The organism is Xanthomonas sp. CFBP 7698 (assembly GCF_003600855.1).
GTDB lineage: Bacteria > Pseudomonadota > Gammaproteobacteria > Xanthomonadales > Xanthomonadaceae > Xanthomonas > Xanthomonas cannabis.
The window spans coordinates 1,223,641-1,247,071 of sequence record NZ_PRDN01000002.1; the positions used below are offsets into that span (position 1 = coordinate 1,223,641).

Sequence of the window (23,431 nt, forward strand, 5' to 3'; positions counted from 1 at the left end):
AGAAATCCGCTGGTGCGCACACCTGTGCAAGCAGCCAGGACGCGCCAAGCGAACCCAAGCGACGCGAGCTCATCCAGACTGCGGCGCGCGATGCACGCGCCGCCTCGGCGGCCCGGCGCGCGTGGTCAGATCTTGTAACCGGAGTGGATGGCCACGATGCCGCCGGTCAGATTCTTGTAATGGCAACGCGCGAATCCCGCCTCGCCCATCATGCGCTTGAGCGACTCCTGCGGCGGGTGCTTGCGGATGCTTTCGGCCAGGTACTGGTAGCTGTCGGCATCACGCGCGAACAGCTGGCCCAGCCTGGGCAGGATCTTGAATGAATGGAAGTCGTAGATCGGCTTGAACCAGTCGGCGGTGACTTCGGAGAACTCAAGAACGCGCGCCTGCCCGCCCACCTTCAACACGCGGTACATCTCGCGCAGTGCGGCGTCCTTGTCGGTGACGTTGCGCAGGCCGAAGGAGATGGTCACCAGGTCGAAACTCTGGTCCGGGAACGGCAGCGCTTCGGCGTTGCACTGCACGTAATCGAACCCGGACACCAGCCCGCGGTTGGTGAGCCGGTCGCGGCCCACCGACAGCATGCCGGCATTGATGTCGCCCAGCACCACCGCGCCTTCCTCGCCCACGCGCTCCTTGAGCAGCACGGCGATGTCGCCGGTGCCGCCGGCCAGGTCCAGCACGCGGTCGCCCGGCTTCACCTGCGCGGTCGCCACGAAGTAGCGTTTCCATGCGCGATGGACGCCCAGGCTCATCAGGTCGTTCATCAGGTCGTAGTTGCGCGCGACCGAGGTGAACACTTCGCCGACCAGCTTCTGCTTGTCCTTGGCAGCGACATCGCGAAAGCCGAAATGGGTGGTACCGGAGGTATAGGGGGATTCGCTCATGGCCGGATTATCGCACTGCTGACGCCACCATGACCGCAACCGGACCACAATCGCGCACTCTTCCGCCCCTGCCCTGCGAGCATTGCGTGCGTGACAAGTACGCCCAGCGCGACTGGCAGCCCCACGAAAAGCCCACCCTGCCGGGCTCGGCCTCCACCCCGCTGCACCCCACCCGGCGCCGCATCCAGTACGGCCTGGTCGGCGTGGTGGTGGCGCTGACCGGGGGCCTGAGCAATGCGCTGGTCACCGCCAACCTGCCCTACCTGCAGGGCGCGCTGGGCGCCTACGCTACCGAAATGGCCTGGCTGCCGGCCGCCTATGTGATGACCAACATGTCGGCGAACCTGTTGCTGGTGAAGTTTCGCCAGCAGTTCGGGCTGCGCCGCTTCACCGAGATCTTCCTGGCGTTGTATGCGGCCATCGCGCTGGCGCATCTGTTCGTGCATAGCCTGAGCTCGGCGATCACCGTGCGTGCCGCCCACGGCCTGGTCGGCGCTGCGCTCAGCTCGCTGGGCTTGTATTACGTGATCCAGGCGTTTCCGGGCAAATACCGGCTCAAGGCCGTGGTGCTGGGGCTGGGCGTCACCCAGCTGGCGTTGCCGCTGGCGCGGGTGTTTTCCACCGACCTGCTGGAATTCGGCCAGTGGCAGGGGCTGTATCTGTTCGAGTTCGGGCTGGCGGTGTTTGCGCTGGCCTGCGTGCTGGCGCTCAAGCTGCCGCCGGGCGACCGTTACCGGGTATTCGAGCCGCTGGATTTCCTTACCTTCAGCGTGTTCGCCGCCGGTGCGGCCGGTCTGGCGGCGGTGCTGTCGCTGGGCCGGCTGTTGTGGTGGACCAGTACGCCGTGGCTGGGCGTGGTGCTGGCGGCCTCGATCGTGCTGCTGTGCCTGGCGGCGTGGATCGAACATAACCGCCGCAACCCGATGATCAACACGCGCTGGCTGGCCAGCGCGGACATGCTGCGGCTGGGGCTGGCCATCCTGCTGATCCGCCTGGTGCTGTCGGAACAGAGCACCGGCGCGATCGGTTTCTTTCAGACCCTGGGCTTGGCCAACGTGCAGCTGCAGACGCTGTTTGCGCTGATGCTGCTGGGCGCGGTGGTGGGCGTGGCCGCCAGTGCGTGGCTGATCAACCCGGCGCGGGTTGCCGAACACCTGATCATCGCGGTGGCCGCCATCTGCATCGGCTGCTTCATGGACGCCGACGCCACCAGCCTCACCCGCCCCGAACAGATGTACGTCAGCCAGTTCCTGCTCGCCTTCGGCAGCACGTTCTTCATCGGCCCGGCCATGGTGGCCGGGATCGGGCGGGTCATTGCGCAACCGGGCAACCTGATCAGCTTCATCGTGCTGTTCGGCATGGCACAGAACATGGGCGGGTTGCTCGGCAGCGCCCTGCTCGGCACCGTGCAGGTGGTACGCGAGAAATACCATTCCAGCCAGTTGGTCGAGCATCTGGTGCTGACCGACCCGCAAGTGGCCGCGCGCGTGCAGGCATACGCCAATGTCTACGGGCGCGCCATCGGCGACCCGGCGCTGCGCCAGGCGCAGGGCGTGCGTGCACTGGGCAGCGTGGCCACGCGCGAAGCCAATGTGCTGGCCTACAACGATGTGTTCCTGCTGATCGGCTGCATTGCCATCGCCACCGGGCTGTGGATCCTGTCCGTGCTGGTGTGGCGGCGTTATCTGCGCCCGTCCGTGCCGTCCCCTTCTCCTGCCTCCCCTGTGCGCCCATGAATACACCTGCCGAAGCTCCCTCCGTCGCCGATCAGCAACGCCGGCGCCGCCGGCGCATCACCGGCGCGATTGGTTTTGGCGGGCTCGCCTTGATCGGCGTGGCGCTGGTGCTCTACGCCTGGCAGTTGCCGCCGTTCGTCAGTGCCGTGGAGCGCACCGAAAATGCCATGGTGCATGGCCAGATCACCGTCATCGCGCCGCAGGTCAGCGGTTACGTCACCGACGTGCCGGTGCAGGACTTCGCCCACGTCAAACACGGCCAGTTGCTGGCCACCATCGACGACCGCATCTACACCCAGCAACTCGAACAGGCCAGGGCGCAAGTGCAGACCGCACAGGCCAACCTGGCCAACTGGGAGCAGCAGCGGCATAGCGCCGAGGCCACCATTGCCGAACAACGTGCGGCGCTGAGCAGCAATCAGGCGCAGCGAGACCGTACCCGCTCGGCGTATGCGCGTGCGCAACAGCTGGCCAGCCAGAAGCTGGTTTCCGAGCAGGACCGCGACACGGCCTTTGCCGCACGCGCGCAGGCCGATGCCGGCGTCAGCCAGGCCCGTGCTGCCGTGCAGGCAGCCGAAGAAAACGCGCGCAGCGTCACCGTCAATCGCGCCGCGCTGGAGGCGGCCGTTGCCAATGCACAGGCCGCCCTGCAGCTGGCGCAGATCAATCTGGACAATACCCGCATCGTGGCCCCGCGCGATGGCCAGCTTGGTCAGCTCGGCGTGCGCCAGGGCGCCTACGTCACCAACGGCACCCAACTGATGTCGCTGGTGCCGGACACGCTGTGGGTCGTGGCCAACTTCAAGGAAACCCAGATGGCAAAGATCCGCGTGGGCCAGCGCGCCAGCTTCACCGTGGACGCGCTGGACAACGCGCGCCTGCATGGCCGCGTGCAGGAGATCTCGCCGGCCGCCGGCTCGGAATTCAGCGTGCTGCCGGCCGATAACGCCACCGGCAACTTCGTCAAGATCGCCCAGCGCATTCCACTGCGGATCAGCGTCGACCCCGGCCAGGCGCTGGCACCGCGGCTGCGCCCGGGCATGTCGGTGGTGGTCGCGGTCGATACCGCCAGCGCGGGCGACTGAGCGCGGCTGACGGCACCGCGCGTGCACAGGCACGGCGTGCGGACCTAGATGCGTGCACTGCAGTGCAGAGCGCTTCGGTCGCCGGCGCAGCCCCCATGCGCCGCACCCGCTTGCCGCCCGCAGGCGGAGCAGCCGCTATCATGCGCCCATGCCCTCCATGCCAACGCCACCACTGCACTGGCAGCACCTGCGCTTTGCGCAGCTGAGCACCGTGCAGTTGTATACGCTACTGCGGCTGCGCACGGATATCTTCGTGGTGGAACAGCAGTGCGCCTATCCCGAGCTGGATGGCAAGGACACCGAGCCGGGCGTGCTGCATGTGCTGGGCAGCACGCAGACCGAAGAGCTGGCCGCCTACCTGCGTGTGCTGCCGCCGGGGCTGAGTTACCCCGAGCCCAGCATCGGCCGCGTGGTCGTCGCTGGCGCACAGCGCGGCACCGGCCTGGCCCACGCGCTGCTACGCGAAGGCATCCGGCTGGTGCACGCGCACTGGCCCGGCAGCGCGATTCAACTGGGTGCGCAGGCCCACCTGCACGCCTTCTACGCCGCCCACGGATTTGTGCCCTCATCGGCGCAGTATTTGGAAGACGGCATTCCCCATCTCGACATGCTGCGCCCTGCCGGCGCGGCCACCCTGGAGTCCGCATGATCACCACCCCCGACTACCGCGCCCTGCTCGACACCGCCATTGCCGAGGCCCGCCAGGGCCTGTCGGAAGGCGGCATCCCGATCGGTGCAGCGCTGTATCACAACGACGGGCGCCTGCTCGGCTGCGGCCATAACCGCCGCGTGCAGGAAAACGACCCGTCCGTGCATGGCGAAACCGATGCCTTCCGCAAGGCCGGCCGCCAGCGCCGCTACAAGGACACCATCATGGTCACCACCTTGGCGCCATGCTGGTACTGCAGCGGCTTGGTGCGCCAGTTCAACATCGGCACCGTGGTAGTCGGCGAGTCGGTCACCTTCCAGGGCGGCATCGCGTGGTTGCGCGAGCACGGCGTCAACGTAATCGATCTGCAGAGCCAGGAATGTATCGATCTGCTCGGTGGCTATATTTCCGCCAACCCGGATGTGTGGAACGAGGACATCGGCGAGGACTGAGCGGTTTGCCGGATTTAGCAGGTTGGCTGTGCAGTGCAGGCGGCTGCCAAGGTGAGGGGCCATTGCAGAGGCGATGATCTGAGCCGTCGTTGCAGGGGTCGTTGCAGGGAGTGATCTGCAAGCTGGCTGCAGGGCCCTTGCCCGGCCACCATCGCAGGACACGCCGCAAGTACGTCCATGTAGGCTCCGGCGCGGCATCCATGCCGCTCAGGGTCCCGCGACGGTGGGCGGGCAAGGACCAGTCAAGTTGGTCGGTATGCATGGTAGAGCGGTGCTGGATGCGCCTTGTTCGATCGTTGAAGCATCGGCTACAGGTCTGATGCACACCACACGACGGACAGCTTTTTAGATGAGCGCCGACCAATTGTCTGGTGCGGTGTCCTTGCCGCTTGCGGGACCGTGTGGCGGCATGGATGCCGCCACCGAGCCTCCAAGGATGGATTCACGGCGTGTCCCGCAAGCGGTGAGGGCATCACGCCCTCGACCGACTCGGCGTTCGGCTGTATCTGACAGGATGCGGCTCGCTTGCATCATCCTGTGATGCGTCCCTGCCATGCATGCAATGCAATGCATGGATGCGGACTACCATCCATGCATTGCATTCGACGTCTGCGCGCAGCTGCGCTGCGATCAGAGGATGTAGCGGCTCAGGTCCGGGTCCTGCACCAGCTCGCCGAGCTGCGCATCGACATAGGCCGCATCGACGGTGACGCTTTGGCCATCGCGATCCGGCGCCTCGTAGCTCAGCACATCGAGCAGACGCTCAAGCACCGTGTGCAGCCGGCGCGCGCCGATGTTTTCCTGCCGCTCGTTGACCTGTGCGGCAATCTCGGCCAGGCGCTCCACCGCATCTGCGCCAAAGCTCAGGTGCACGCCCTCGGTCTGCAGCAGGGCTTCGTACTGCTTGATCAACGCCGCCTTGGGCTCGGTAAGGATGCGCACGAAATCGGCCTTGGTCAGCGCGGTCAATTCCACCCGGATCGGGAAGCGGCCCTGCAGCTCCGGAATCAGGTCGCTGGGCTTGGCCAGGTGAAACGCGCCCGATGCAATGAACAGGATGTGGTCGGTCTTGACCGTGCCGTACTTGGTCGAAACGTTGGAGCCTTCCACCAGCGGCAGCAGATCGCGCTGCACGCCTTCGCGGCTGACATCGCCGCCGTTGGAGCCGGCTTCGCCACGCTTGGCCACCTTGTCGATCTCATCGATGAACACGATGCCATGCTGCTCGCAGGCTTCGATCGCCGCGGTGCGCACATCGTCCTCGTTGACCAGCTTGCCGGCTTCTTCCTCGATCAACAGCGGACGTGCGGCCTTGATGGTGAGCTTGCGCTTTTGCGACTTGCCGCCACCGATGTTGGCGAACATCTGCCGCAGCTGCTGGCCCATTTCCTCCATGCCTGGCGGGGTCATGATGTCCATGCTGGCATTGACGGCCACTTCCAGCTCGATCTCGCGCTCGTCCAGCTCGCCGTTGCGCAGCATGCGGCGGAACTTGATGCGGGTCTCGTTGTCCTGCGACGACGGCTCGTTGCGCGCCGCTTCCGGGTCGAACCCGATGCCGGCCGCACGGCGCGGCAGCAGCGCATCCAGGATCCGGTCTTCGGCACGTTCCTCGGCCTGGTTGCGCACGCGCACCTTGGCCTGCTCGCGATACAGCTTGACAGAGGTATCGGCCAGGTCGCGGATGATCTGCTCCACGTCCTTGCCCACATAGCCCACCTCGGTAAAGCGCGTGGCTTCGACCTTGACGAACGGTGCGTTGGCCAGCGTTGCAAGACGTCGTGCAATCTCGGTCTTGCCGACACCGGTCGGGCCGATCATCAGGATGTTCTTGGGCATCACCTCGTTGCGCAGTTCTTCGGGCAACTGCATGCGGCGCCAGCGGTTACGCAGCGCGATGGCGACCGCGCGCTTGGCGTCGTGCTGGCCAACGATATGACGATCGAGCTCCTGCACGATTTCGCGCGGAGTCATGGTTGAAGTATCGGGATTTGGCATTGGGGAATCGAGAATTGGGAATGGGGATCGTGGAGGCACTCAAAAGCCTATGTCATTGGAGTGGAGACGAAACCGCTGTTGCGATTCCCGATTCCCCACTCCCGATTCACAGCTCTTCAACCACCACATTGCGATTGGTGTAGATACAGATATCGCCGGCGATATTGATTGCTTCAACGGCAATCGTCTTGGCATCCAGTTCGGTATGCGCCAGCAGCGCGCGTGCGGCCGACAGGGCGTAAGAACCGCCGGAACCGATGGCGATGATGCCGTCTTCCGGCTCGATCACATCACCGGTGCCGCTGATGATCAGCGAAGTCTCCTTGTCGGCCACCGCAAGCAACGCTTCGAGCTTGCCGAGGCGGCGCTCGGTGCGCCAGTCCTTGGCCAGTTCCACCGCGGCGCGGGTCAGCTGACCGTGCTTGTCGAGCTTGGCTTCGAACAGTTCGAACAGGGTGAAGGCATCAGCGGCTGCACCGGCAAAACCCGCCAGCACCTGACCTTCGCGGCCGAGACGGCGTACCTTGCGCGCGTTGCCCTTCATGACCGTATGGCCGAGCGTGACTTGACCATCGCCCGCGACGGCGACATGCCCACCACGCCGAACCGAAATGATGGTGGTGGCGTGAACGATGTTGGGGTTCTGGCTGGGATCCATGGGTCCTCCGGGGGTTTCCAAAGAGGTGGGGACGCCCCTGCCGGGTTCAAGCGCGCTGCGACGAAGCGACGCGGGCACGCAACACAGAGAAGCGTCGCGACACGGCGATCGACTGCCTCAACCGGACGCGCGCCGCACTCGCTCCGAAAGCAGATAGTGAGGCCATGCCAACACGCTAGCCACCTAGCCCCTCTCCAGAACGCGCCCGCCGCCGCTAATGGACGGCTCGCCGCTGCTTTAGCCAGATCAGTTCCATCAGCCAATCATGCAGCGATGTCGCTACACCACACACCCCAGCGCTTACTCAGTCGCTTTCTTACGCTTCGCACGCGGATGCGCGGCGTCGTAGACCTTGGCCAGGTGCTGGAAATCCAGATGCGTATAGATCTGCGTGGTGGCGATGTCCGAATGCCCGAGCAATTCCTGCACACCGCGCAGGTCGCCGGACGATTCGAGGATATGGCTGGCGAAACTATGCCGCAGCATATGCGGGTGCACGTCCTTGAACATGCCCTGGCGCACCGCCAGTTGCTTGATGCGGATCTGCACCGCGCGTTGCGAAATCGCGCCGCCCGCGCGCCCTGGGAAGACGTGCGTGTCCGCGCGGCCGCCGCTGTCGCGCTGCCACGCGCGCAATGCAGCAATCGCATGCGAACCCACCGGTACCAGCCGCTGCTTGCCGCCCTTGCCCAGCACCATCACCAGTGCGCTTGCCAGATCCAGGTCGCGCCAACGCAACGCGCAGAGTTCGCTCAGGCGCAGCCCGGACGAATAGAACAGCTCCAGCAGCGCACGGTCGCGCAGGCCCAGTGGCGCATCGGTGGGAACTTCGACCAGCCGCACCGCCTCGTCGGCGTCGAGCACCTGCGGCAACTTGCGCGGCGCCTTGGGCGCGCGCAACGCCGCCGCCGGGCTGGCCGCGATCCGGCCATGCTTGAGCAACCACGCGTAATAACTGCGACAGGCGGACAAGCGCCGCTGCAGGCTTTTGGCCGACAGGCCGCGCCGATGCTCGGCCGCCACGAACTGCCGCAGCTGCGCGCTATCGAGCTGCGCAACCTCGACAGGCGCGCCGTCGCCGTGCTGCTCGGCCGCCCAGCTCAGCAAGGCCGCAAGATCGCGCCGGTAGGCATCCAGCGTATGTGCCGAAACCTGGCGTTCGACCTGCAGGTACGACAGGAAAGCATCCACCGACGACGACACTTCAGCCACCCCGTTGCCGCGCCATCGACGCTGCGTTGCACCGCAACCGCAACGCGATGCGGCGCGCGACCGGCATCACGCGTCGAAACGCTGTAGCGCCACGCCGAGCGACTCGCCCATCATGCGCAGGAACAACGTGCCCATGCCGGGATAGAACCGGTTGGCATCGCTACTGCCGACAGCGATCAGGCCGATGCCCGGCAACGGCAATAACGCCGTGGATTGCACCTCGCCCGCTTGGTCGGCATACAGCAGCGCGTGCTTGTCGGCCTGCAGGCGGCCGCAGATCGGCTCGCCATCGCTCAGGCAATCGCGAAACGGGGCCAGCCGCGCATCGTCGGCGGCGATGACCTGCAGCCAGTCTGCCTCCAGCGCAGCAACCGGCTTGAGCAACACCAGCCGCACCAGTTCGCCGTTGAAATCTTCCGCCAGCGAGGCCGCCATTGCCTTGAGCGTGTCGGCTGCGCTGGTCTGGCGCATCAACGCCAGCGTCAACTGGTGCGTGCGTACCGCCAGCCGCTCGTTGATCTGCGCATTGCTGCCCAGCTCGTGCAGGCGTCGCGACAGCTCGCGGTTCTTGTCGCGCAGCACTTCCAGCTGATAGGTCGCCAGCGAGGCAGTGGGGCCGTCGTCGCGCGGCACCAGCAGGCTTACGGCCAGATCCGGGAACTGCTTGAGGAAGGTGGGATGACGACGCAACCACGTTGCGACCTCGTGCGCACCGAACTTGTCCGTGTTGTCGCTCATCAGTTCCATTCTCCATCGAAGACGAACACGGCCGGGCCGGACATCACCACCTCGTCCTGATCGCCGGGCCAGCGAATGCGCAGCTCGCCGCCAGGCAGTGATACACGTACGTCGCGCTCCACGCGGCCGCGCTGCATCAACACCACCGCCGCGGCACATGCCCCGCTTCCGCAGGCCAGCGTTTCGCCGACGCCGCGTTCGAATACGCGCAACCGCACATGCGCAGGGTCGACCACCTGCGCAAAGCCGACGTTGACCGAATCGGGGAAGGCAGCGTTCTGCTGCAACAAGCTGCCCAGGCGCTCCACCGGTGCGGCATCCACGCGTCCCACCTCCAGCACGGCGTGCGGATTGCCCATCGAGACCGCGCCAAAGCGCACCGTCTCGCCGTGCACCGGCAAGGCATATTCCTCACGCGCATGTGCAAACCCTGCCAGCGGGATGCGGGTCGGCTCGAACTGCGGCACGCCCATGGCCACCGCGTAGGTGCCGGCATCCATGCGTTCGACCGCGTGCGCGGTGACCGGGCTGTCGATGACGAAGCGCTCGCCCTGGGCGGTGCCGTCACGCACCAGCCAGGCCGCGACGCAGCGCGCGCCGTTGCCGCATTGGCGCGCCGGCGAGCCATCGGAATTCCAGATGCCATAGGCCGCCACGGCGCCGTCGCTACGCGGGGCTTCGATGGTCAGGATCTGGTCGCAGCCCACACCGAAGTGCCGGTCGGCCAGCCGCGCGGCCAATGCGGCTTCCGGTGGTGGCGCCCCGTCGCGCAGATCCAGCACCACGAAATCGTTGCCGGCGCCATGCATCTTGGTGAAACGCAGACGCGCGCTGCGACCGTCAGCGCTCATTGCCGCTGCTAGCGGGCTGGTCGGTGGTGGGGGCAGGCTTGGGCTCGGTCTGCGCGGGCGCAGGTGCCGGCGTCGACTCATCCAGCGGTTGCGGCGCATCCGGCGGCTGCGGCACCGGCTGGGCTTCCACCGGCACCGGCTTCTGCGGCATCACCAGCGGGCCCTTGTTGCCGCAGGCGGCAAGCAGGACAAAGGTCGCACCAACCAGTGCGAGACGAACAGACGGTCGGGACATGATGCTCATGGACCGGAGTATAGCCAGAACACCCTGACTGCCGTGTGCGCTCACTGCGGCGCCGGCATCGTCCGCGGCGGCGGCTCGGGGCGCAACCACAACCAGATCGCCACCACCACCATGCTGCCGATCGACAGGCATTTCACCCAGAACACCGGCACGCACCACAGCATGATCCCGGCGCACACCGTCATGGTCAGCGTCGCCATCCACTTGGCCTTGCGACTGACCGCGCGATAGGTCTGCCATTCCACGATCGCAGGCCCGAAGCGGGGATGCGACAACAGCCACGCATGCAGCCGCTCGGAGCCACGCGACGCCGCCCAGGCAGAGATCAGGATAAACACGGTGGTCGGCAACCCGGGCACGAAGATCCCGACGATGCCGGTGGCCAGGCTGGCGTAGGCCAGCAACCACCAGGCCCAGCGGAATCGGTTCGGTCGCGTCATGGCCAAATGATACGACCACAGCGGGCCACGGTGGTCTCTCCAGCGCAGCCAAGGCGCACGTCCTGCCTGTCCCGGCCCGAGGTGCCGGCGCATCGCATTGAATCGCGCCGGTCCTCCCGGCCACACGGCCCGACGCGCCAGGCCGAGCGCTGCAGGCCACTGCCGCTGATGGCTGTTGCGCGTGCCTTGTCTGAGCGCTGCGAGCTCGGCGGGGTGCACCGCGTGGGAAAGGGTCATCACGTCCAGCGACAGCGGTTCTGGTGAGGTGACTTTGCCAAAACACGGGTCACCCGCGCACGGCGCCCTTGACCACGCTTGATCTCAAGCCCTGCCTTCGAGGCTGGACTCACGACTTCAGACGACGCGTGTCATCGCATCGCTGCAATGGCTTTGCGCAACCTTCCCCTCATCTGCCCTTCGGGCCCCTTCTCCCGGCGGGAGAAGGATGCAAGCCGCAGTCTCAGTTGCGTCGTTTTGCCCCGCAGATCACTTCACGCCCAGCTGATCCAGCACGAACGCATACGACTCGGCCAGTTCGCGGTAGCGCCGGAAACGCCCGGACTTGCCACCGTGCCCCGCCTCCATGTTGGTGCGGAACACGATCGGCTGCGTCCCGGTATTGTCATCGCGCAACTTCGCCACCCACTTGGCCGGCTCCCAGTACTGCACCTGCGAATCCCACAAGCCGGTGCCCACGAACAGCGCCGGGTACGCCTGCTTGCGCACGTTGTCGTACGGCGAGTAAGACAGCATGTATTCGTAATAGTCCTTCTCTTCCGGGTTGCCCCACTCGTCGTACTCGTTGGTGGTCAACGGAATGCTGGCGTCGAGCATGGTGGTCACCACATCGACGAACGGCACCTGCGCCACCAGCACGCGATAGTCCTGTGGCGCCATGTTGGCCACCGCGCCCATCAACAGCCCACCGGCACTGCCGCCGGACGCCGCAACCCGGTCCTTGGCGGCATACCCCTGCGCCACCAGCCCGCGGGTGACGTCGATGAAATCGTTGAAGGTGTTCTTCTTGTGCAACAACTTGCCATCGTCGTACCACTTGCGGCCCATCTCCTGGCCGCCACGGATATGCGCCAGCGCATACACCACGCCGCGATCGAGCAGGCTCACTGCAGGCAGATTGAACGCCGGGTCGGTGGACATGCCGTAGCTGCCGTAGGCGTACTGGAACAACGCAGCGGTGCCGTCCTTCTTGAAGCCCTGCTTGTAGACCAGCGACACCGGCACCTTGACGCCGTCGCGCGCGGTCACCCAGACCCGCTCGGTGACGTATTTGCCCGGGTCGTAGCCGATCACCGGCTGTTGCTTGAGCAGCTTGCGTTCGCCGGTCTGTGTATTGAGTTCGTAGGTGGTCGCCGGCGTGGTCAACGAGGTGTAGCTGTAGCGCAGCCACGCGGTGTCCGGCTCGGGATTGACCGACAGGCCCATCGAATATGCCGGCTCATCGGCCTTGACGTATTCATGGCTGCCATCGCGCTTGAGCAGGCGCACACGCTCCAGGCCGCCGGAACGTTCTTCGATGGCGGTGAAGCCGTCGAACAACTCGAAGTTTTCGATATACACGCTCTCGTCGTGCGCCACCCAGTCGGTCCACTGCTTACGCGTGGTCGCGTCGGTCGGTGCAGTCACCAGCTTGAAGTTCTCGGCGCCATCGGCGTTGGTGCGGATTACCCAACGGCCATCAAAGTGTTCCGCGCTGTATTCCACATCACGCTCGCGCTTGGCCAGCACCTTGAAGGTGTCCGGCTTGGCCGCCAATGCGTAACGCGTTTCGGAGGACACCGTGCTTTCCACGCCGATGGTGATGTACTTGTCGTCGCGGGTGCGGCCCACGCCCATGTAGAAGCTGTCGTCCTTTTCTTCGTAGACCAGCACATCGTCCTTGGCGGGAGTGCCCAGCACATGCTTCTTGACCCGGACGGTCAGCAGTGTCTCCGGGTCGTTTTCGACATAGAACACCGTCTTGTTGTCATCGGCCCACACCAGGTTGGCCGCAACGCCTTCCACGGTATCGGGATAGATCTCGCCGGTGTCCAGGTTCTTGAAACGGATCGTGTACTGACGGCGGCCGATCGCATCGTCCGCCCAGGCAAGAATGCGGTTGTCCTGGCTGACTTCCGCCTCGCCCACGCTGAAGTAGCCTTTGCCTTGCGCCATCTGATTGACGTCCAGCAGGATTTCTTCCGGCGCTTCCATGCTGCCCTTGCGGCGCGCCTGGATCGGGTAATCCTTGCCGGCCTCGAACCGGGTGTAATACCAATAACCACGCTCGCGATACGGCACGCTGGCATCGTCCTGCTTGATGCGCCCGACGATCTCGCCGTAGAGCGTATCTTCCAGCGGCTTGAGTGGCGCCATCACCTTGTCGGTATAGGCGTTCTCGGCGTTGAGGTAGGCCAGCATCGCCTTGTCCTGCCGCTTGTCGTCGCGCAGCCAGTAGTAGTCGTCGTTGCGGGTCGCACCGAACGGCGCCTTGACCACATGCGGGTGCCTGGCGACGTCTGGCGGCGTGGGGAGAGCGGCAAGTGCAGAGGATGCGGTTGTGGTCATCAGGCTGGCGATCAACAAGGTCAGGACAGGTTTCATCAGATTGGGGTCCGTCGGATGAACGCAATGCCATCCCAGCGCCCGAGTGTGGAAGAGCCCGTCGGCGGACGTCATGTGTCCTAGGTCATGCTGGCCTATCATCTTCGCAATGAACTCAACGCTTTCGCCCGCGGCCGGGTATAGCCGCCGCAGCCAGGACATCGCCCCGTTCCATGTGATGTCGCTGCTGGCCCGCGCCAACGCACTCGAACAGGCAGGTCACGATGTGATCCACCTGGAAATCGGCGAACCCGACTTCACCACCGCCGCGCCGATCGTGGCTGCCGGGCAGGCTGCCTTGGCCGCCGGGCATACCCGCTACACCGCCGCACGCGGGCTGCCCGCATTGCGCGAGGCGATTGCCGGGTTTTATGCGCAACGCTACGGCTGCACCGTCGACCCGGAACGCATCCTGGTCACCCCCGGCGGCTCCGGTGCGCTGCTGCTGGCCAGCAGCCTGCTGGTGGACCCCAGCAAGCACTGGTTGCTCGCCGACCCCGGCTACCCGTGCAACCGGCACTTCCTGCGCCTGGTCGAAGGTGCCGCGCAGCTGGTGCCTGTGGGGCCCGACAGCGACTACCAGCTCACCCCGGCCCTGGTGGACGCGTGCTGGAACACCGACAGCGTAGGTGCGCTGGTCGCCTCACCGGCAAACCCCACCGGCAGCGTGCTGTCACGCGATCAATTGGCCGCGTTGTCGCATGCCGTGCGTGCGCATGGCGGGCATCTGGTGGTGGACGAGATCTACCATGGCCTGACCTATGGCCTGGACGCACACAGCGTGCTGGAAGTGGACGACAGCGCGTTTGTGCTGAACAGTTTTTCCAAGTACTTCGGCATGACCGGTTGGCGGCTGGGCTGGCTGATCGCGCCGCCCGACGCGGTGCCGGAGCTGGAGAAACTCGCGCAGAATCTCTACATCAGCGCCTCCACCATTGCGCAGCACGCGGCGCTTGCGTGTTTCACCCCGGACAGCATCGCCATCTTCGAAGCGCGCCGCGCGCAGTTCCAGCAACGTCGCGACTACCTGCTGCCCGCCCTTCGCGAGCTAGGCTTCACGATCGCCGTCGAACCGCAAGGCGCGTTCTATCTCTATGCCGACATCAGCGGATTTTCAGACGATGCACAGGCGTTTTGCGCGCACTTCCTGGAAACCGAACATGTGGCCTTCACCCCCGGCATCGACTTCGGTTTCCACCGCGCCAACCAGCACGTACGCATCGCCTACACGCAGAGCCTGCCACGCCTGCAGCAGGCGGTGGAGCGGATTGCGCGTGGGTTGAAGCATTTTTGATCACATGACGCGCGTTTCGCACGGCGCATCGCTGTAGCAGCGTACAGCCGCAACGTCACTCACTGCGGTTGATAAAAGCAGCTGTCTTCAGGCTCTGCGCTTTTACTTTTTGCGCTCAGGAACACCTCCTGCGTGCGACCGCACCCTCATCCGCCCTTCGGGCACCTTCTCCCGGCGGGAGAAGGAAATAACAAAAAGCCCTGGACCACTCGGCCCAGGGCTTGGTTCAACGCACACATAAAAAGGCAAAAGCAAGTTGCGGATTCGCTTCCAAGGCCAACTCAATCGGCCAACCGCTCCCACAGGAAGCTGTACGCCAGCGCCGCCATATGCGCGGCCTGCGCGTTGTTGGCCGCGCCACCGTGGCCGCCTTCGATGTTCTCGTAGTAGGTCACGTCCTTGCCGGCTTCGATCATCTTGGCCGCCATCTTGCGCGCGTGGCCCGGATGCACGCGGTCATCGCGGGTGGAGGTGAGGAAGATCACCGGCGGGTAGGTCTTCTTCGCATCGAACAGGTGATACGGCGAGAAGGTCTGGATGAATTTCCAGTCGTCGGTATCCGGGTTGCCGTATTCGGCCATCCACGAGGCGCCGGCCAGCAGGTGGCTGTAGCGCTTCATGTCCAGCAGCGGCACCTGCACCACCACCGCACCGAACAGCTCCGGGTACTGGGTGAGCATGTTGCCGGTCATCAGGCCGCCGTTGCTGCCGCCCTGCACGCCTAGGTGCTTGGTGGAAGTGATCTTGCGCGCCACCAGGTCCTTGGCCACCGCAGCCATGTCCTCATACGCCTTGTGGCGGTTCTGCTTGAGCGCGGCCTGGTGCCAGCGCGGGCCGTATTCGCCGCCGCCGCGGATATTGGCCACCACGTAGACGCCCCCCTTTTCCAGCCAGGCACGGCCCAGGCCACCGGAGTAATTGGGCGTCATCGAAATCTCGAAACCGCCATAGCCGTACAGCAACGTCGGCGTGCTGCCGTCGAGCTTGAGGTCCTTCGGGCGCACCAGGAAGTACGGCACGCGGGTGCCGTCCTTGCTGGTGGCGAAGTGCTGCTCGATGCTGTCCTTGCCGGCATCGAAGAACGTCGGCATGGTCTTGAGCGGTTGCGGCGCGCTGCCCACCTCGACCCACGACAAGGTGGTGGGCGTCAGGTAGTCGGTGACGGTCAGCCACAGCGCATCGCTGTCGTCGCTGTCCACCGCGCTGACATCCACCGTGCCGAACGCGGGCGCGCCGACGAAGGCGCTCTTCTTCCAGCCGTCCTGCGACGGGGTGACCACGCTCAGGCGGTTCTTGACGTCTTCCAGCACGTTCAACACCAGGTGCGATTTGGTCCACGCCACGCCCGCCAGCGAGGTGGTCTCGGTGGGTTCGAACAGCACATCGAAGCTGCGCTTGCCGGCCATGAAGTCGTCAAAACGCGTGGCCAGCAGCGAGCCGGCCTTGTAGGTCTTGCCACCGACCGTCCACGGCTCGCGCAACTCCAGCGTCAGCCATTGGCGCTTGACCGCCTTGCTGGCCGAATTGGGCACGTCCACCTTGACCAGCTTGCCGTCGGCGCCCTTGAGATACAGCTCGTCGTTGTAGAAGGCCAGCGTGCGACTGACGAAATCGCGCTCGAAGCCGGGCGTGTCGTCGTGCATCGCCGCGATGTACATGTCGGTCGGCTTGCCTTCGTACACCACCGCCGCGGCGCTGAGCGGGGTGCCGCGCTTCCACTGCTTGGCGATGCGCGGGTAGCCAGAGCTGGTCATGCTGCCGGCACCGAAATCGGTGAAGACATAGACCGTGTCGCGGTCGATCCAGCCCAGCCCGCCCTTGGACTCGGGACGGAAGAAGCCGTCCTTGACCCACTGCTTGCTGCCCAGGTCGAACTCGCGGGTGACATCGGCATCGGCGCCGCCGCGCGACAGCGCGATCAGGCAACGCTGGTACTCCGGGCGTAGGCAGTCGGCGCCGTGCCAGACCCAGTTCTCGCCCTCGGCCTTGTTGAGCGCGTCCAGGTCGAGCACCGTTTCCCACTTGGGCGCCGGCTTGCGGTATTCGTCCAGCGTGGTGCGCCGCCACAGGCCGCGCTCGTGCTGCCTGTCCTTCCAGAAGTTGTAGTAGTACGCGCCGATCTTCTGCACGCCCGGGATCTTGGCGTCCGAATCCAGCACCTCGCGGATGCTGGTTTCCATCTGCTTGAACGCCGGCGTCGTGGCCAGGCGCGCTTCGGTCTTGGCGTTCTGGGCCTTGACCCAGTCCAGCGGTTTGGCGCCGGTGACATCTTCCAGCCAGGCGTAGGGGTCGTTGGACACAGCGGTTTCCTCTGCAGAGACGGCGCCAGCGGTGATCAGGCCGGCAACCAGGCAGATCGAGGCGAACTTGGGCATGTATTTTTCCGGAAAAACCAATGCCGCAAAACCTAGCACAGCGCCTCGCCGGCCCTCCCCTGCCGAAGGTCAGGCCGCGCGCGCCGGAGCCGCCGCCCGCGAAGCCACCCGCCGGCGCTGCGCCTGCGGGCCGCGTCGACGCGGCGTGGCCCGCCGTGCGCCCGGGCGCGCCAGGGTGGGCAATGCAAACCGGTGCAGGCTCCACCAGGCAAGCATCGGCATGCCGACCAGCCACAGCGGCAGCCAGCCGATCCACTCGCTGTGCCCGCGCGCGGCCGGCCACACCAACACCAGCGCCAGGCCGGCCAGGGCGACCTGCCGGATCGGGCGCAACACGCGCGGGTCGGGGCGTTCGGAACGACGGGAAGAACGATGCGACATGGCGGCACTCCGTGGCAGAAGGGATCGGAACAGGCGCGCAGCATTACCTGCGTCCATCTCACCGACTGCGACCTGGATACTGGGATCGCCGGGCGCTCGGGCGGGTGCTGCGCGGGGCCTGGGCGGCGGCGGACGGCTGGGCGGCGCCGTTCGGCGGCGGCATGTGGCGATCGTGGGCGCGTTGGGTGGGCTGGCGGGGATTCGGGGTCCGGGATTGGCACTCTTGCTTGGGTCAACGCCATTCGCACCGCCTCGTCGCATTGCCGACATGCGGCAGCGCTGGCCTGTCAGCGAGAAGGTAGCCGACGGCACCGATGCGCGTTCAGTGCGTCGATCGGCCAGCCAGCACGCCTGTCCAACGTCGCACCTCGCCACCGCAACCCGATACGCGGCCCCCTTCAACGCGGCATGGGCACCATGCCGGTGTTCCAGCCATGCGCAGCAATGCCCTTGGCCGGACTGACCGGCACCCGCTGCGTACGCGTCACCCGCCGTTCGGGGTGCCAGCGGCTGCCGTTGGGCCGGTGGCGCGCGCCAGGCCCGACCGTTGACGCGAACTTGCCCCCTGCATGCGGTAGTGTGCTGCACCTACCGCCCCTTTGTGATGTTGCGATGCGCCTGACCGTTACGATCGCCCTCGCTTTCCTGCTCGTCCTCGGCCTGCCCGTGGCGCATGCCAGGGACACGTCCACCACCGAGCCGGCGATCGATCTGTCCAAGATCATGGGTACCTGGTATGTGATTGCGCGCATGCCCAACGCGGTCGAGCGCGGCCACGTGACCAGCCGCGACGAATACACCCTGGTCGAAGACGGCAAGGTGGCGGTGCGCTATCTGTATCGCGAAGGCTTCAGCGAGCCGGAAAAGGAAGTCAATGCACGCGCGTCGGTGGATGCAGAGAGCGGCAATCGCGACTGGCGGGTGTGGTTCTACAAGGTGATCCCGGCCAAGCAGCGCATCCTGGAAATCGCACCGGATGGCTCGTGGATGCTGATCTCCTACCCCGGCCGCGACCTGGCCTGGATCTTCTCGCGCAAGCCGGACATGAGCCGCGACCAGTACCGCACGCTGGTCAACAAGATGCGCGACGACTATTCCATCTACACCGACAAACTCAAGCGGGTGCCGCAGCTGCGTGAACAGGTGGGCCGCCTGGGTTTCGAAGTGCCGAACGAACGCTAAGCCGGCTGCCGTTACGCTTCGGCAGCAAGCCTGTCTCTGTGCAGCGAGTGGACTGTCCACGCGCGTTGCGTGCACGCACAGTGGCGGAGGCACCGGCTACCGGCGCCGCGCGCGGGCGCACCGTCAGCAGCGTGCCTGCGTTGAAGAGATGGCCCGTGACCCTGGATGTCGCTAGCGGGCCGCCCAACAGGTGCGCAAGACGCCTGCGCAGAGGCGGCCCCTCTGGCTCAGTCGTAGTTGCTCAATGCCAGCGACAGCAGCGCCTTGGCCTGCTCGCGCAATGAGATCGGCTCGACAATTTCTGCGTCCGAGCCGTAGTGCAGCACGTCCATCAGCAATTCGCGCGAATTGCTGTACGGCAATCTGAGCTCGTAGCGGCCATCGGGCATGAAACGGCCCTGCTGCTTGGAATGCCAGTGTTCGTCGGCCACCCAGCGCGCGGCCTTGGCGCTGAACACGATGGTCGCCCAGCCCTTGGGCGCACCCGAGAAGATGCCGTAACTGGCCGCGAGCTGCTCATCGAGCTCGCTGTCGGGCACATCGCGTGGCGCGGCATCGAGCAGGCGCGCGTGGTTGATGCGGTCCACCGCAAAGCTGCGCACGCCGTCGCGGCCGTGGTCCCAGGCATCCAGGTACCAGTTGTCGCGGTAATGGGTGATGCGCTGCGGCGACACGGTGCGCTTGGTCGACTCGTCGGTAGAGCGCGCGCGGTAATCGAAGCTCAGCTGCTTGCGCTCCAGCACGCCGGAAGCCACCGTGCGGAAGCTGGCTTCGTCCAGCTTGCGGCCGCGGTGCGGAATTACCCGCACCCGATCCACCGGCCACTGCGATACACCCGCCTGGGCGGCCAGCAGGCCTTCGATGCGCTGCTGCAACGGCGCCAGCATCGAGGACAACACCCCGCCACCGGTGCGTGCGAGCAACTGCTGCGAGGCCAGCAGCGCGTGCAGTTCTTCCGAGCTCAGCCACAGGCCAGGCAGTTCGAACCGATCGCTCTCGCCGGACAGATACCGGAAGCCCGATTCGCCATCGCCTTCCACCGGCGCCATCAGCGCATCGCGCAGAAACGCCAGGTCGCGGTACACGGTGGCACGGGAACAGCTCAGCTCATCCTGCAGCCGCGCCACCGTGACCGGGTAGCGCGCCGATTTGAGCAAGCGATGCAGGGAGTTGATGCGTTCATAGCGGTCCATGCGCCGATTATGTCCGAGTCTTCGCGCGACGGGGTGAGCGTGGCACCTATGCCGTGGTGCGGCAGGTGCCCACGGGCGCGTGGTGTGCTGGAGGCGCTGCCGGCAGACGCGCCTTCTGGCGGCTGGCGTGGGACCTTGGTGGCAGCGCAATCCATCCATGGCCCGGTGCCAGGGATCCAGGCACAGACTGCGGGCGCCGTGGTGGGTTCCAGCAGCGCTGGCGGCAACCAAACCCGGGTGCCGAGCTCAAGCGGAACGCACGGCAGCAGCATCCCAACCGCCAATGAAGCGTGGCGTTCACCCGGTTATGACGGACCGCACAGTCCGTTATCATGAAATCGCTTCCACCCTCCTGCCCTGCCCTCAAGCGAGCCGCCCATGTCCCGCCGTGCCCCGTTGTCTGCCTTGCTGCCGTTGTTGTTGATCACGCCCGCCGTCTGGGCCCAGGCAGTTGCACCAACGCCGGTGGACCCCGCCGCGGCGGTGATGCCATCGCCCTGGGGCGGCAGCAGTGGCGAGCTTGGCTACGCCGCCGCGCATGGCAACAGCACCACCGACAGCCTGAACGGCCGCATCCGCCTGCGCTATACCGACGGCGACTGGATCCACAGCCTGGATGCCACCGCGCTGCGTTCGAGCTCGGAATACACCAACACCAATGACGACGGCAGCACCACGCGCGAGCGCCAGACCACCGCCGAGCGTTACACCGGCAGCGCCGGCAGCGCATTGCAGCTGGGCGAACACCGCCAGCTCACCGCCACCGGCCGCTATGAACACGACGACTTCGCCACCTACGATCGCCTGGCCACCTTCGGTATCGGCTACGGCACACGCCTGATCAACGCCGACCGGTTCTATCTGGACGCGCAGGTGGGCCCGGGTATCCGCCGCGCGCACAACAGCGACGAGGACCGCAACGAGACCGGCCTGATCGGGCGCGGGCTGTTCGACCTGAAGTACACCGTCACCGACAACACCGACCTGATCAACACGCTGCTGGTGGAATCGGGCGAATACAACACGTATGCGCAGAACGACTTCGGCGTGCAGGTGAGCATGAACTCGCACTTCGCGCTGAAGGCGGCCTGGCAGATGCGCCACAACAGCGAGGTCAGCGATGGCGACAAGAAGACCGACACGCTGACCACGGTCAACCTGGTCTACACCTTCAAGTAAACAACCCGCAAATGTAGGAGCGGCCCTGGCCGCGCAGGGCTTTCCCGGTGAAGCCTCTCGCGGCCAAGGCCGCTCCTACGAAGAGCGGCGCCCTGCCGGATAGGCCTGGCCGAGGCGGCGGTCGATCGGTCCCACGTTCGAATCCGCAACTGCGCCCTGTAGGAGCGGACCTGGCCGCGAAGGGCTTCCCCGGTGAAGCCTCTCGCGGCCAAGGCCGCTCCTACAAAGAGCGGCGCCCTGCCGGATAGGCCTGGCCGAGGCGGCGGTCGATCGGTCCCACGTTCGAATCCGCAACTGCGCCCTGTAGGAGCGGACCTGGCCGCGAGGGGCTTTCCCGGTGAAGCCTCTCGCGGCCAGGGCCGCTCCTACGAAGAGCGGCGCCCTGCCGGATAGGCCTGCCCGAGGCGGCGGTCGATCGGTCCACGTTCGAATCCGCAACTGCGCCTGTAGGAGCGGACCTGGCCGCGAGGGCTTTCCCGGTGAAGCCTCTCGCGGCCAAGGCCGCTCCTACGAAGAGCGGCGCCCTGCCGGATAGGCCTGCCCGAGGCGGCGGTCGATCGGTCCACGTTCGAATCCGCAACTGCGCCTGTAGGAGCGGACCTGGCCGCGAGGGCTTTCCCGGTGAAGCCTCTCGCGGCCAAGGCCGCTCCTACGAAGAGCGGCGCCCTGCCGGATAGGCCTGCCCGAGGCGGCGGTCGATCGGTCCACGTTCGAATCCGCAACTGCGCCTGTAGGAGCGGACCTGGCCGCGAGGGCTTTCCCGGTGAAGCCTCTCGCGGCCAAGGCCGCTCCTACGAAGAGCGGCGCCCTGCCGGATAGGCCTGCCCGAGGCGGCGGTCGATCGGTCCACGTTCGAATCCGCAACTGCGCCTGTAGGAGCGGACCTGGCCGCGAGGGCTTTCCCGGTGAAGCCTCTCGCGGCCAAGGCCGCTCCTACGAAGAGCGGCGCCCTGCCGGATAGGCCTGCCCGAGGCGGCGGTCGATCGGTCCACGTTCGAATCCGCAACTGCGCCTGTAGGAGCGGACCTGGCCGCGAGGGCTTTCCCGGTGAAGCCTCTCGCGGCCAGGGCCGCTCCTACGAGGCAGATGTCTGTTCCGAGCCCGTGTCAGAGCTCGGCCAGCAGCTGCGCGGCACCCTTGTCGAACAGGCCCTGCGCGACGCGGCGGCCCAGGTCTTCGGTCTCTGCGGCGCTGCCATGGGCCTCGGCGTGGATCAGGCGTCCGTCGCTGGCGCTGCCGACCATGCCCTGCAGGTACAGGCCCTCGCCTTCCCAGCGCGCGAATGCTGCCACCGGGACGTGGCAGCTGCCGTGCAGCGCACGGTTCATTGCGCGCTCGGCTTCCACGCAGACGCGGGTGGCGGGCGCGTCCAGCACCGCCAGCAGACGGTGGACACGCGCATCGTCGCCACGGCACTCCACCGCCACTGCGCCCTGCGCCGGAGCCGGCAACCACTCCGGCGCGTCCAATCGCGCACTGATGCGCGCATCCAGACCCAGCCGCTGCAGGCCGGCACAGGCCAGCACGATGGCGTCGTAGCCGCCGTTATCCAGCTTGGCCAGACGCGTATTGACGTTGCCGCGCAGGTCGATCAGCTCCAGATCCGGGCGCGCGGCGCGCAGCTGCGCCTGGCGACGCAGCGACGAGGTGCCCACGCGTGCGCCCAGCGGCAAGGCCTGCAGGCTGGCGTAGAGGTTGGACACCAGCGCATCGGCGGCATCACCGCGGCCCAGGATCGCGGGCAGCACGAACGGCGCGTCCAGCTCCATCGGCACGTCCTTGAGCGAATGCACCGCGCAGTCGGCCTCGCCGCGCAGCATGGCCAGCTCCAGCTCCTTCAGGAACAGGCCCTTGCCGCCGATCGCCGCCAGCGAGCGGTCCAGCACCTCGTCGCCGCGGGTGCTCATCGGCACCAGCACGACCTCCAGGCCGGGATGGTGCTGGCGCAGCGCGGCGGCGACGTGTTCGCTCTGCCATAAGGCGAGCGGGCTCTTGCGGGTGGCGATGCGGAGCGTGGTCATCCGCCCATTATCGCGGAGCCGGCGCGTAACTCATACACACCCCGCAACAGGAAGGCTGAGGCGACGGCAGGGCCGTCAGCGCGCGGCGCCGCAGGCTGGCGCCAGCCTGCGGCACATGGGAGTGATCAGCGCTGTAAGCGGTGCAACCGATGACGTCCGAGACCGCGGAGCAAGTCCCGGGGGTGGCAGCGTCATCTTTCGGCGAAGGACTTGCTCGTCCGGCGTCAGCGGCGCGGCGGAGGCGCACACGCCGTG

The 23,431-nt window shown here is 66.2% G+C and carries 20 protein-coding genes; 7 read left to right on the forward strand and 13 right to left on the reverse strand.

The genetic code is table 11. The features are described from left to right. Positions 1-125: 125 nt before the first annotated feature. Positions 126-887 carry a bifunctional demethylmenaquinone methyltransferase/2-methoxy-6-polyprenyl-1,4-benzoquinol methylase UbiE gene (gene ubiE, locus XnspCFBP7698_RS13330; RefSeq protein ID WP_104579161.1) on the reverse strand — a complete coding sequence of 254 codons (762 nt, stop codon included), beginning with the start codon at positions 885-887 and terminating at the stop codon, positions 126-128. Between the two features lie 86 nt (positions 888-973). On the opposite strand from ubiE, the gene XnspCFBP7698_RS13335 reads away from it, so the two are divergent. The 4 genes from XnspCFBP7698_RS13335 (at position 974) to XnspCFBP7698_RS13350 (ending at position 4,809) form a co-directional block, all read left to right on the forward strand. Beyond that, positions 974-2,623: an MFS transporter gene (locus XnspCFBP7698_RS13335; RefSeq protein WP_104579162.1), complete on the forward strand. Its 1,650-nt coding sequence runs from the start codon at positions 974-976 to the stop codon at positions 2,621-2,623. Continuing rightward, positions 2,620-3,708 carry an HlyD family secretion protein gene (locus tag XnspCFBP7698_RS13340; protein ID WP_104579163.1) on the forward strand — a complete coding sequence of 363 codons (1,089 nt, stop codon included), beginning with the start codon at positions 2,620-2,622 and terminating at the stop codon, positions 3,706-3,708. Before XnspCFBP7698_RS13335 ends, XnspCFBP7698_RS13340 begins: the two co-directional genes overlap by 4 nt. Positions 3,709-3,856: 148 nt before the next feature. Then, entirely contained in the window at positions 3,857-4,357 is a 501-nt protein-coding gene (locus XnspCFBP7698_RS13345) for a GNAT family N-acetyltransferase (RefSeq protein WP_104579164.1), read from the forward strand. Next, complete coding sequence (locus tag XnspCFBP7698_RS13350; protein ID WP_104579165.1) at positions 4,354-4,809, forward strand: nucleoside deaminase; 456 nt, start codon at positions 4,354-4,356, stop codon at positions 4,807-4,809. The genes XnspCFBP7698_RS13345 and XnspCFBP7698_RS13350 overlap by 4 nt, the downstream gene beginning before the upstream one ends. 630 nt (positions 4,810-5,439) lie before the next feature. Here the strand turns inward: XnspCFBP7698_RS13350 and hslU are convergent. The 8 genes from hslU to XnspCFBP7698_RS13395 form a co-directional block, all read right to left on the reverse strand. Continuing rightward, a complete protein-coding gene (gene hslU, locus XnspCFBP7698_RS13360; protein ID WP_047697211.1) occupies positions 5,440-6,807 on the reverse strand; it encodes an ATP-dependent protease ATPase subunit HslU in 1,368 nt (455 codons plus the stop codon). 106 nt (positions 6,808-6,913) lie between these two features. Next, positions 6,914-7,465 carry an ATP-dependent protease subunit HslV gene (gene hslV / locus XnspCFBP7698_RS13365; protein ID WP_047697213.1) on the reverse strand — a complete coding sequence of 184 codons (552 nt, stop codon included), beginning with the start codon at positions 7,463-7,465 and terminating at the stop codon, positions 6,914-6,916. A 300-nt stretch (positions 7,466-7,765) separates the two neighbouring features. After that, on the reverse strand, positions 7,766-8,668 hold the full coding sequence (xerC, locus tag XnspCFBP7698_RS13370) for a tyrosine recombinase XerC (protein ID WP_039565547.1): 903 nt from the start codon (positions 8,666-8,668) through the stop codon (positions 7,766-7,768). A 75-nt stretch (positions 8,669-8,743) separates the two neighbouring features. Further along, positions 8,744-9,415 carry a DUF484 family protein gene (locus XnspCFBP7698_RS13375; RefSeq protein ID WP_047697298.1) on the reverse strand — a complete coding sequence of 224 codons (672 nt, stop codon included), beginning with the start codon at positions 9,413-9,415 and terminating at the stop codon, positions 8,744-8,746. Next, on the reverse strand, positions 9,415-10,266 hold the full coding sequence (gene dapF, locus XnspCFBP7698_RS13380; protein ID WP_104579168.1) for a diaminopimelate epimerase: 852 nt from the start codon (positions 10,264-10,266) through the stop codon (positions 9,415-9,417). Before dapF ends, XnspCFBP7698_RS13375 begins: the two co-directional genes overlap by 1 nt. Then, entirely contained in the window at positions 10,256-10,510 is a 255-nt protein-coding gene (locus XnspCFBP7698_RS13385; protein WP_104579169.1) for a lipoprotein, read from the reverse strand. Before XnspCFBP7698_RS13385 ends, dapF begins: the two co-directional genes overlap by 11 nt. A 41-nt stretch (positions 10,511-10,551) precedes the next feature. After that, the gene (locus tag XnspCFBP7698_RS13390) at positions 10,552-10,950 is read right to left on the reverse strand and encodes a YbaN family protein (protein ID WP_039565531.1); all 399 of its coding nucleotides are present in this window, start codon (positions 10,948-10,950) and stop codon (positions 10,552-10,554) included. A gap of 486 nt (positions 10,951-11,436) precedes the next feature. Then, a complete protein-coding gene (locus XnspCFBP7698_RS13395; RefSeq protein WP_146093134.1) occupies positions 11,437-13,551 on the reverse strand; it encodes a S9 family peptidase in 2,115 nt (704 codons plus the stop codon). Between the two features lie 109 nt (positions 13,552-13,660). On the opposite strand from XnspCFBP7698_RS13395, the gene XnspCFBP7698_RS13405 reads away from it, so the two are divergent. Beyond that, complete coding sequence (locus tag XnspCFBP7698_RS13405) at positions 13,661-14,845, forward strand: pyridoxal phosphate-dependent aminotransferase (protein WP_104579170.1); 1,185 nt, start codon at positions 13,661-13,663, stop codon at positions 14,843-14,845. A 281-nt stretch (positions 14,846-15,126) separates the two neighbouring features. Here XnspCFBP7698_RS13405 and XnspCFBP7698_RS13410 read toward each other — a convergent pair whose 3' ends face one another. Next, positions 15,127-17,220, reverse strand: a complete 2,094-nt coding sequence (locus XnspCFBP7698_RS13410) for a prolyl oligopeptidase family serine peptidase (protein ID WP_104579171.1) — start codon at positions 17,218-17,220, stop codon at positions 15,127-15,129. Between the two features lie 69 nt (positions 17,221-17,289). Further along, positions 17,290-17,601, reverse strand: coding sequence for a hypothetical protein (locus XnspCFBP7698_RS13415; RefSeq protein ID WP_104579172.1), 312 nt, complete (start codon positions 17,599-17,601; stop codon positions 17,290-17,292). Positions 17,602-18,213: 612 nt separating this feature from the next. Here XnspCFBP7698_RS13415 and XnspCFBP7698_RS13420 point away from each other — a divergent pair. Then, complete coding sequence (locus tag XnspCFBP7698_RS13420; protein WP_047697228.1) at positions 18,214-18,783, forward strand: lipocalin family protein; 570 nt, start codon at positions 18,214-18,216, stop codon at positions 18,781-18,783. Positions 18,784-19,010: 227 nt separating this feature from the next. Here XnspCFBP7698_RS13420 and XnspCFBP7698_RS13425 read toward each other — a convergent pair whose 3' ends face one another. Then, positions 19,011-19,976 carry a YafY family protein gene (locus tag XnspCFBP7698_RS13425; protein ID WP_047697230.1) on the reverse strand — a complete coding sequence of 322 codons (966 nt, stop codon included), beginning with the start codon at positions 19,974-19,976 and terminating at the stop codon, positions 19,011-19,013. A 378-nt stretch (positions 19,977-20,354) separates the two neighbouring features. On the opposite strand from XnspCFBP7698_RS13425, the gene XnspCFBP7698_RS13430 reads away from it, so the two are divergent. Further along, on the forward strand, positions 20,355-21,155 hold the full coding sequence (locus XnspCFBP7698_RS13430) for a DUF481 domain-containing protein (RefSeq protein WP_039415146.1): 801 nt from the start codon (positions 20,355-20,357) through the stop codon (positions 21,153-21,155). Between the two features lie 1,106 nt (positions 21,156-22,261). On the opposite strand, the gene hemC is transcribed toward XnspCFBP7698_RS13430, so the two are convergent. Next, positions 22,262-23,176: a hydroxymethylbilane synthase gene (gene hemC / locus XnspCFBP7698_RS13435; protein ID WP_104579173.1), complete on the reverse strand. Its 915-nt coding sequence runs from the start codon at positions 23,174-23,176 to the stop codon at positions 22,262-22,264. Positions 23,177-23,431: the final 255 nt, after the last annotated feature.

Excerpts from the sequence above, each read along its gene's own strand:
- ubiE (WP_104579161.1), bottom strand. The coding sequence starts at position 887 with ATGAGCGAATCCCCCTATACCTCCGGTACCACCCATTTCGGCTTTCGC.
- XnspCFBP7698_RS13340 (WP_104579163.1), top strand. The coding sequence starts at position 2,620 with ATGAATACACCTGCCGAAGCTCCCTCCGTCGCCGATCAGCAACGCCGG.
- XnspCFBP7698_RS13345 (WP_104579164.1), top strand. The coding sequence starts at position 3,857 with ATGCCCTCCATGCCAACGCCACCACTGCACTGGCAGCACCTGCGCTTT.
- XnspCFBP7698_RS13350 (WP_104579165.1), top strand. The coding sequence starts at position 4,354 with ATGATCACCACCCCCGACTACCGCGCCCTGCTCGACACCGCCATTGCC.
- hslU (WP_047697211.1), bottom strand. The coding sequence starts at position 6,807 with ATGCCAAATCCCGATACTTCAACCATGACTCCGCGCGAAATCGTGCAG.
- hslV (WP_047697213.1), bottom strand. The coding sequence starts at position 7,465 with ATGGATCCCAGCCAGAACCCCAACATCGTTCACGCCACCACCATCATT.
- XnspCFBP7698_RS13375 (WP_047697298.1), bottom strand. The coding sequence starts at position 9,415 with ATGAGCGACAACACGGACAAGTTCGGTGCGCACGAGGTCGCAACGTGG.
- dapF (WP_104579168.1), bottom strand. The coding sequence starts at position 10,266 with ATGAGCGCTGACGGTCGCAGCGCGCGTCTGCGTTTCACCAAGATGCAT.
- XnspCFBP7698_RS13385 (WP_104579169.1), bottom strand. The coding sequence starts at position 10,510 with ATGAGCATCATGTCCCGACCGTCTGTTCGTCTCGCACTGGTTGGTGCG.
- XnspCFBP7698_RS13390 (WP_039565531.1), bottom strand. The coding sequence starts at position 10,950 with ATGACGCGACCGAACCGATTCCGCTGGGCCTGGTGGTTGCTGGCCTAC.
- XnspCFBP7698_RS13395 (WP_146093134.1), bottom strand. The coding sequence starts at position 13,551 with ATGAAACCTGTCCTGACCTTGTTGATCGCCAGCCTGATGACCACAACC.
- XnspCFBP7698_RS13405 (WP_104579170.1), top strand. The coding sequence starts at position 13,661 with ATGAACTCAACGCTTTCGCCCGCGGCCGGGTATAGCCGCCGCAGCCAG.
- XnspCFBP7698_RS13410 (WP_104579171.1), bottom strand. The coding sequence starts at position 17,220 with ATGCCCAAGTTCGCCTCGATCTGCCTGGTTGCCGGCCTGATCACCGCT.
- XnspCFBP7698_RS13415 (WP_104579172.1), bottom strand. The coding sequence starts at position 17,601 with ATGTCGCATCGTTCTTCCCGTCGTTCCGAACGCCCCGACCCGCGCGTG.
- XnspCFBP7698_RS13420 (WP_047697228.1), top strand. The coding sequence starts at position 18,214 with ATGCGCCTGACCGTTACGATCGCCCTCGCTTTCCTGCTCGTCCTCGGC.
- XnspCFBP7698_RS13425 (WP_047697230.1), bottom strand. The coding sequence starts at position 19,976 with ATGGACCGCTATGAACGCATCAACTCCCTGCATCGCTTGCTCAAATCG.
- XnspCFBP7698_RS13430 (WP_039415146.1), top strand. The coding sequence starts at position 20,355 with ATGTCCCGCCGTGCCCCGTTGTCTGCCTTGCTGCCGTTGTTGTTGATC.
- hemC (WP_104579173.1), bottom strand. The coding sequence starts at position 23,176 with ATGACCACGCTCCGCATCGCCACCCGCAAGAGCCCGCTCGCCTTATGG.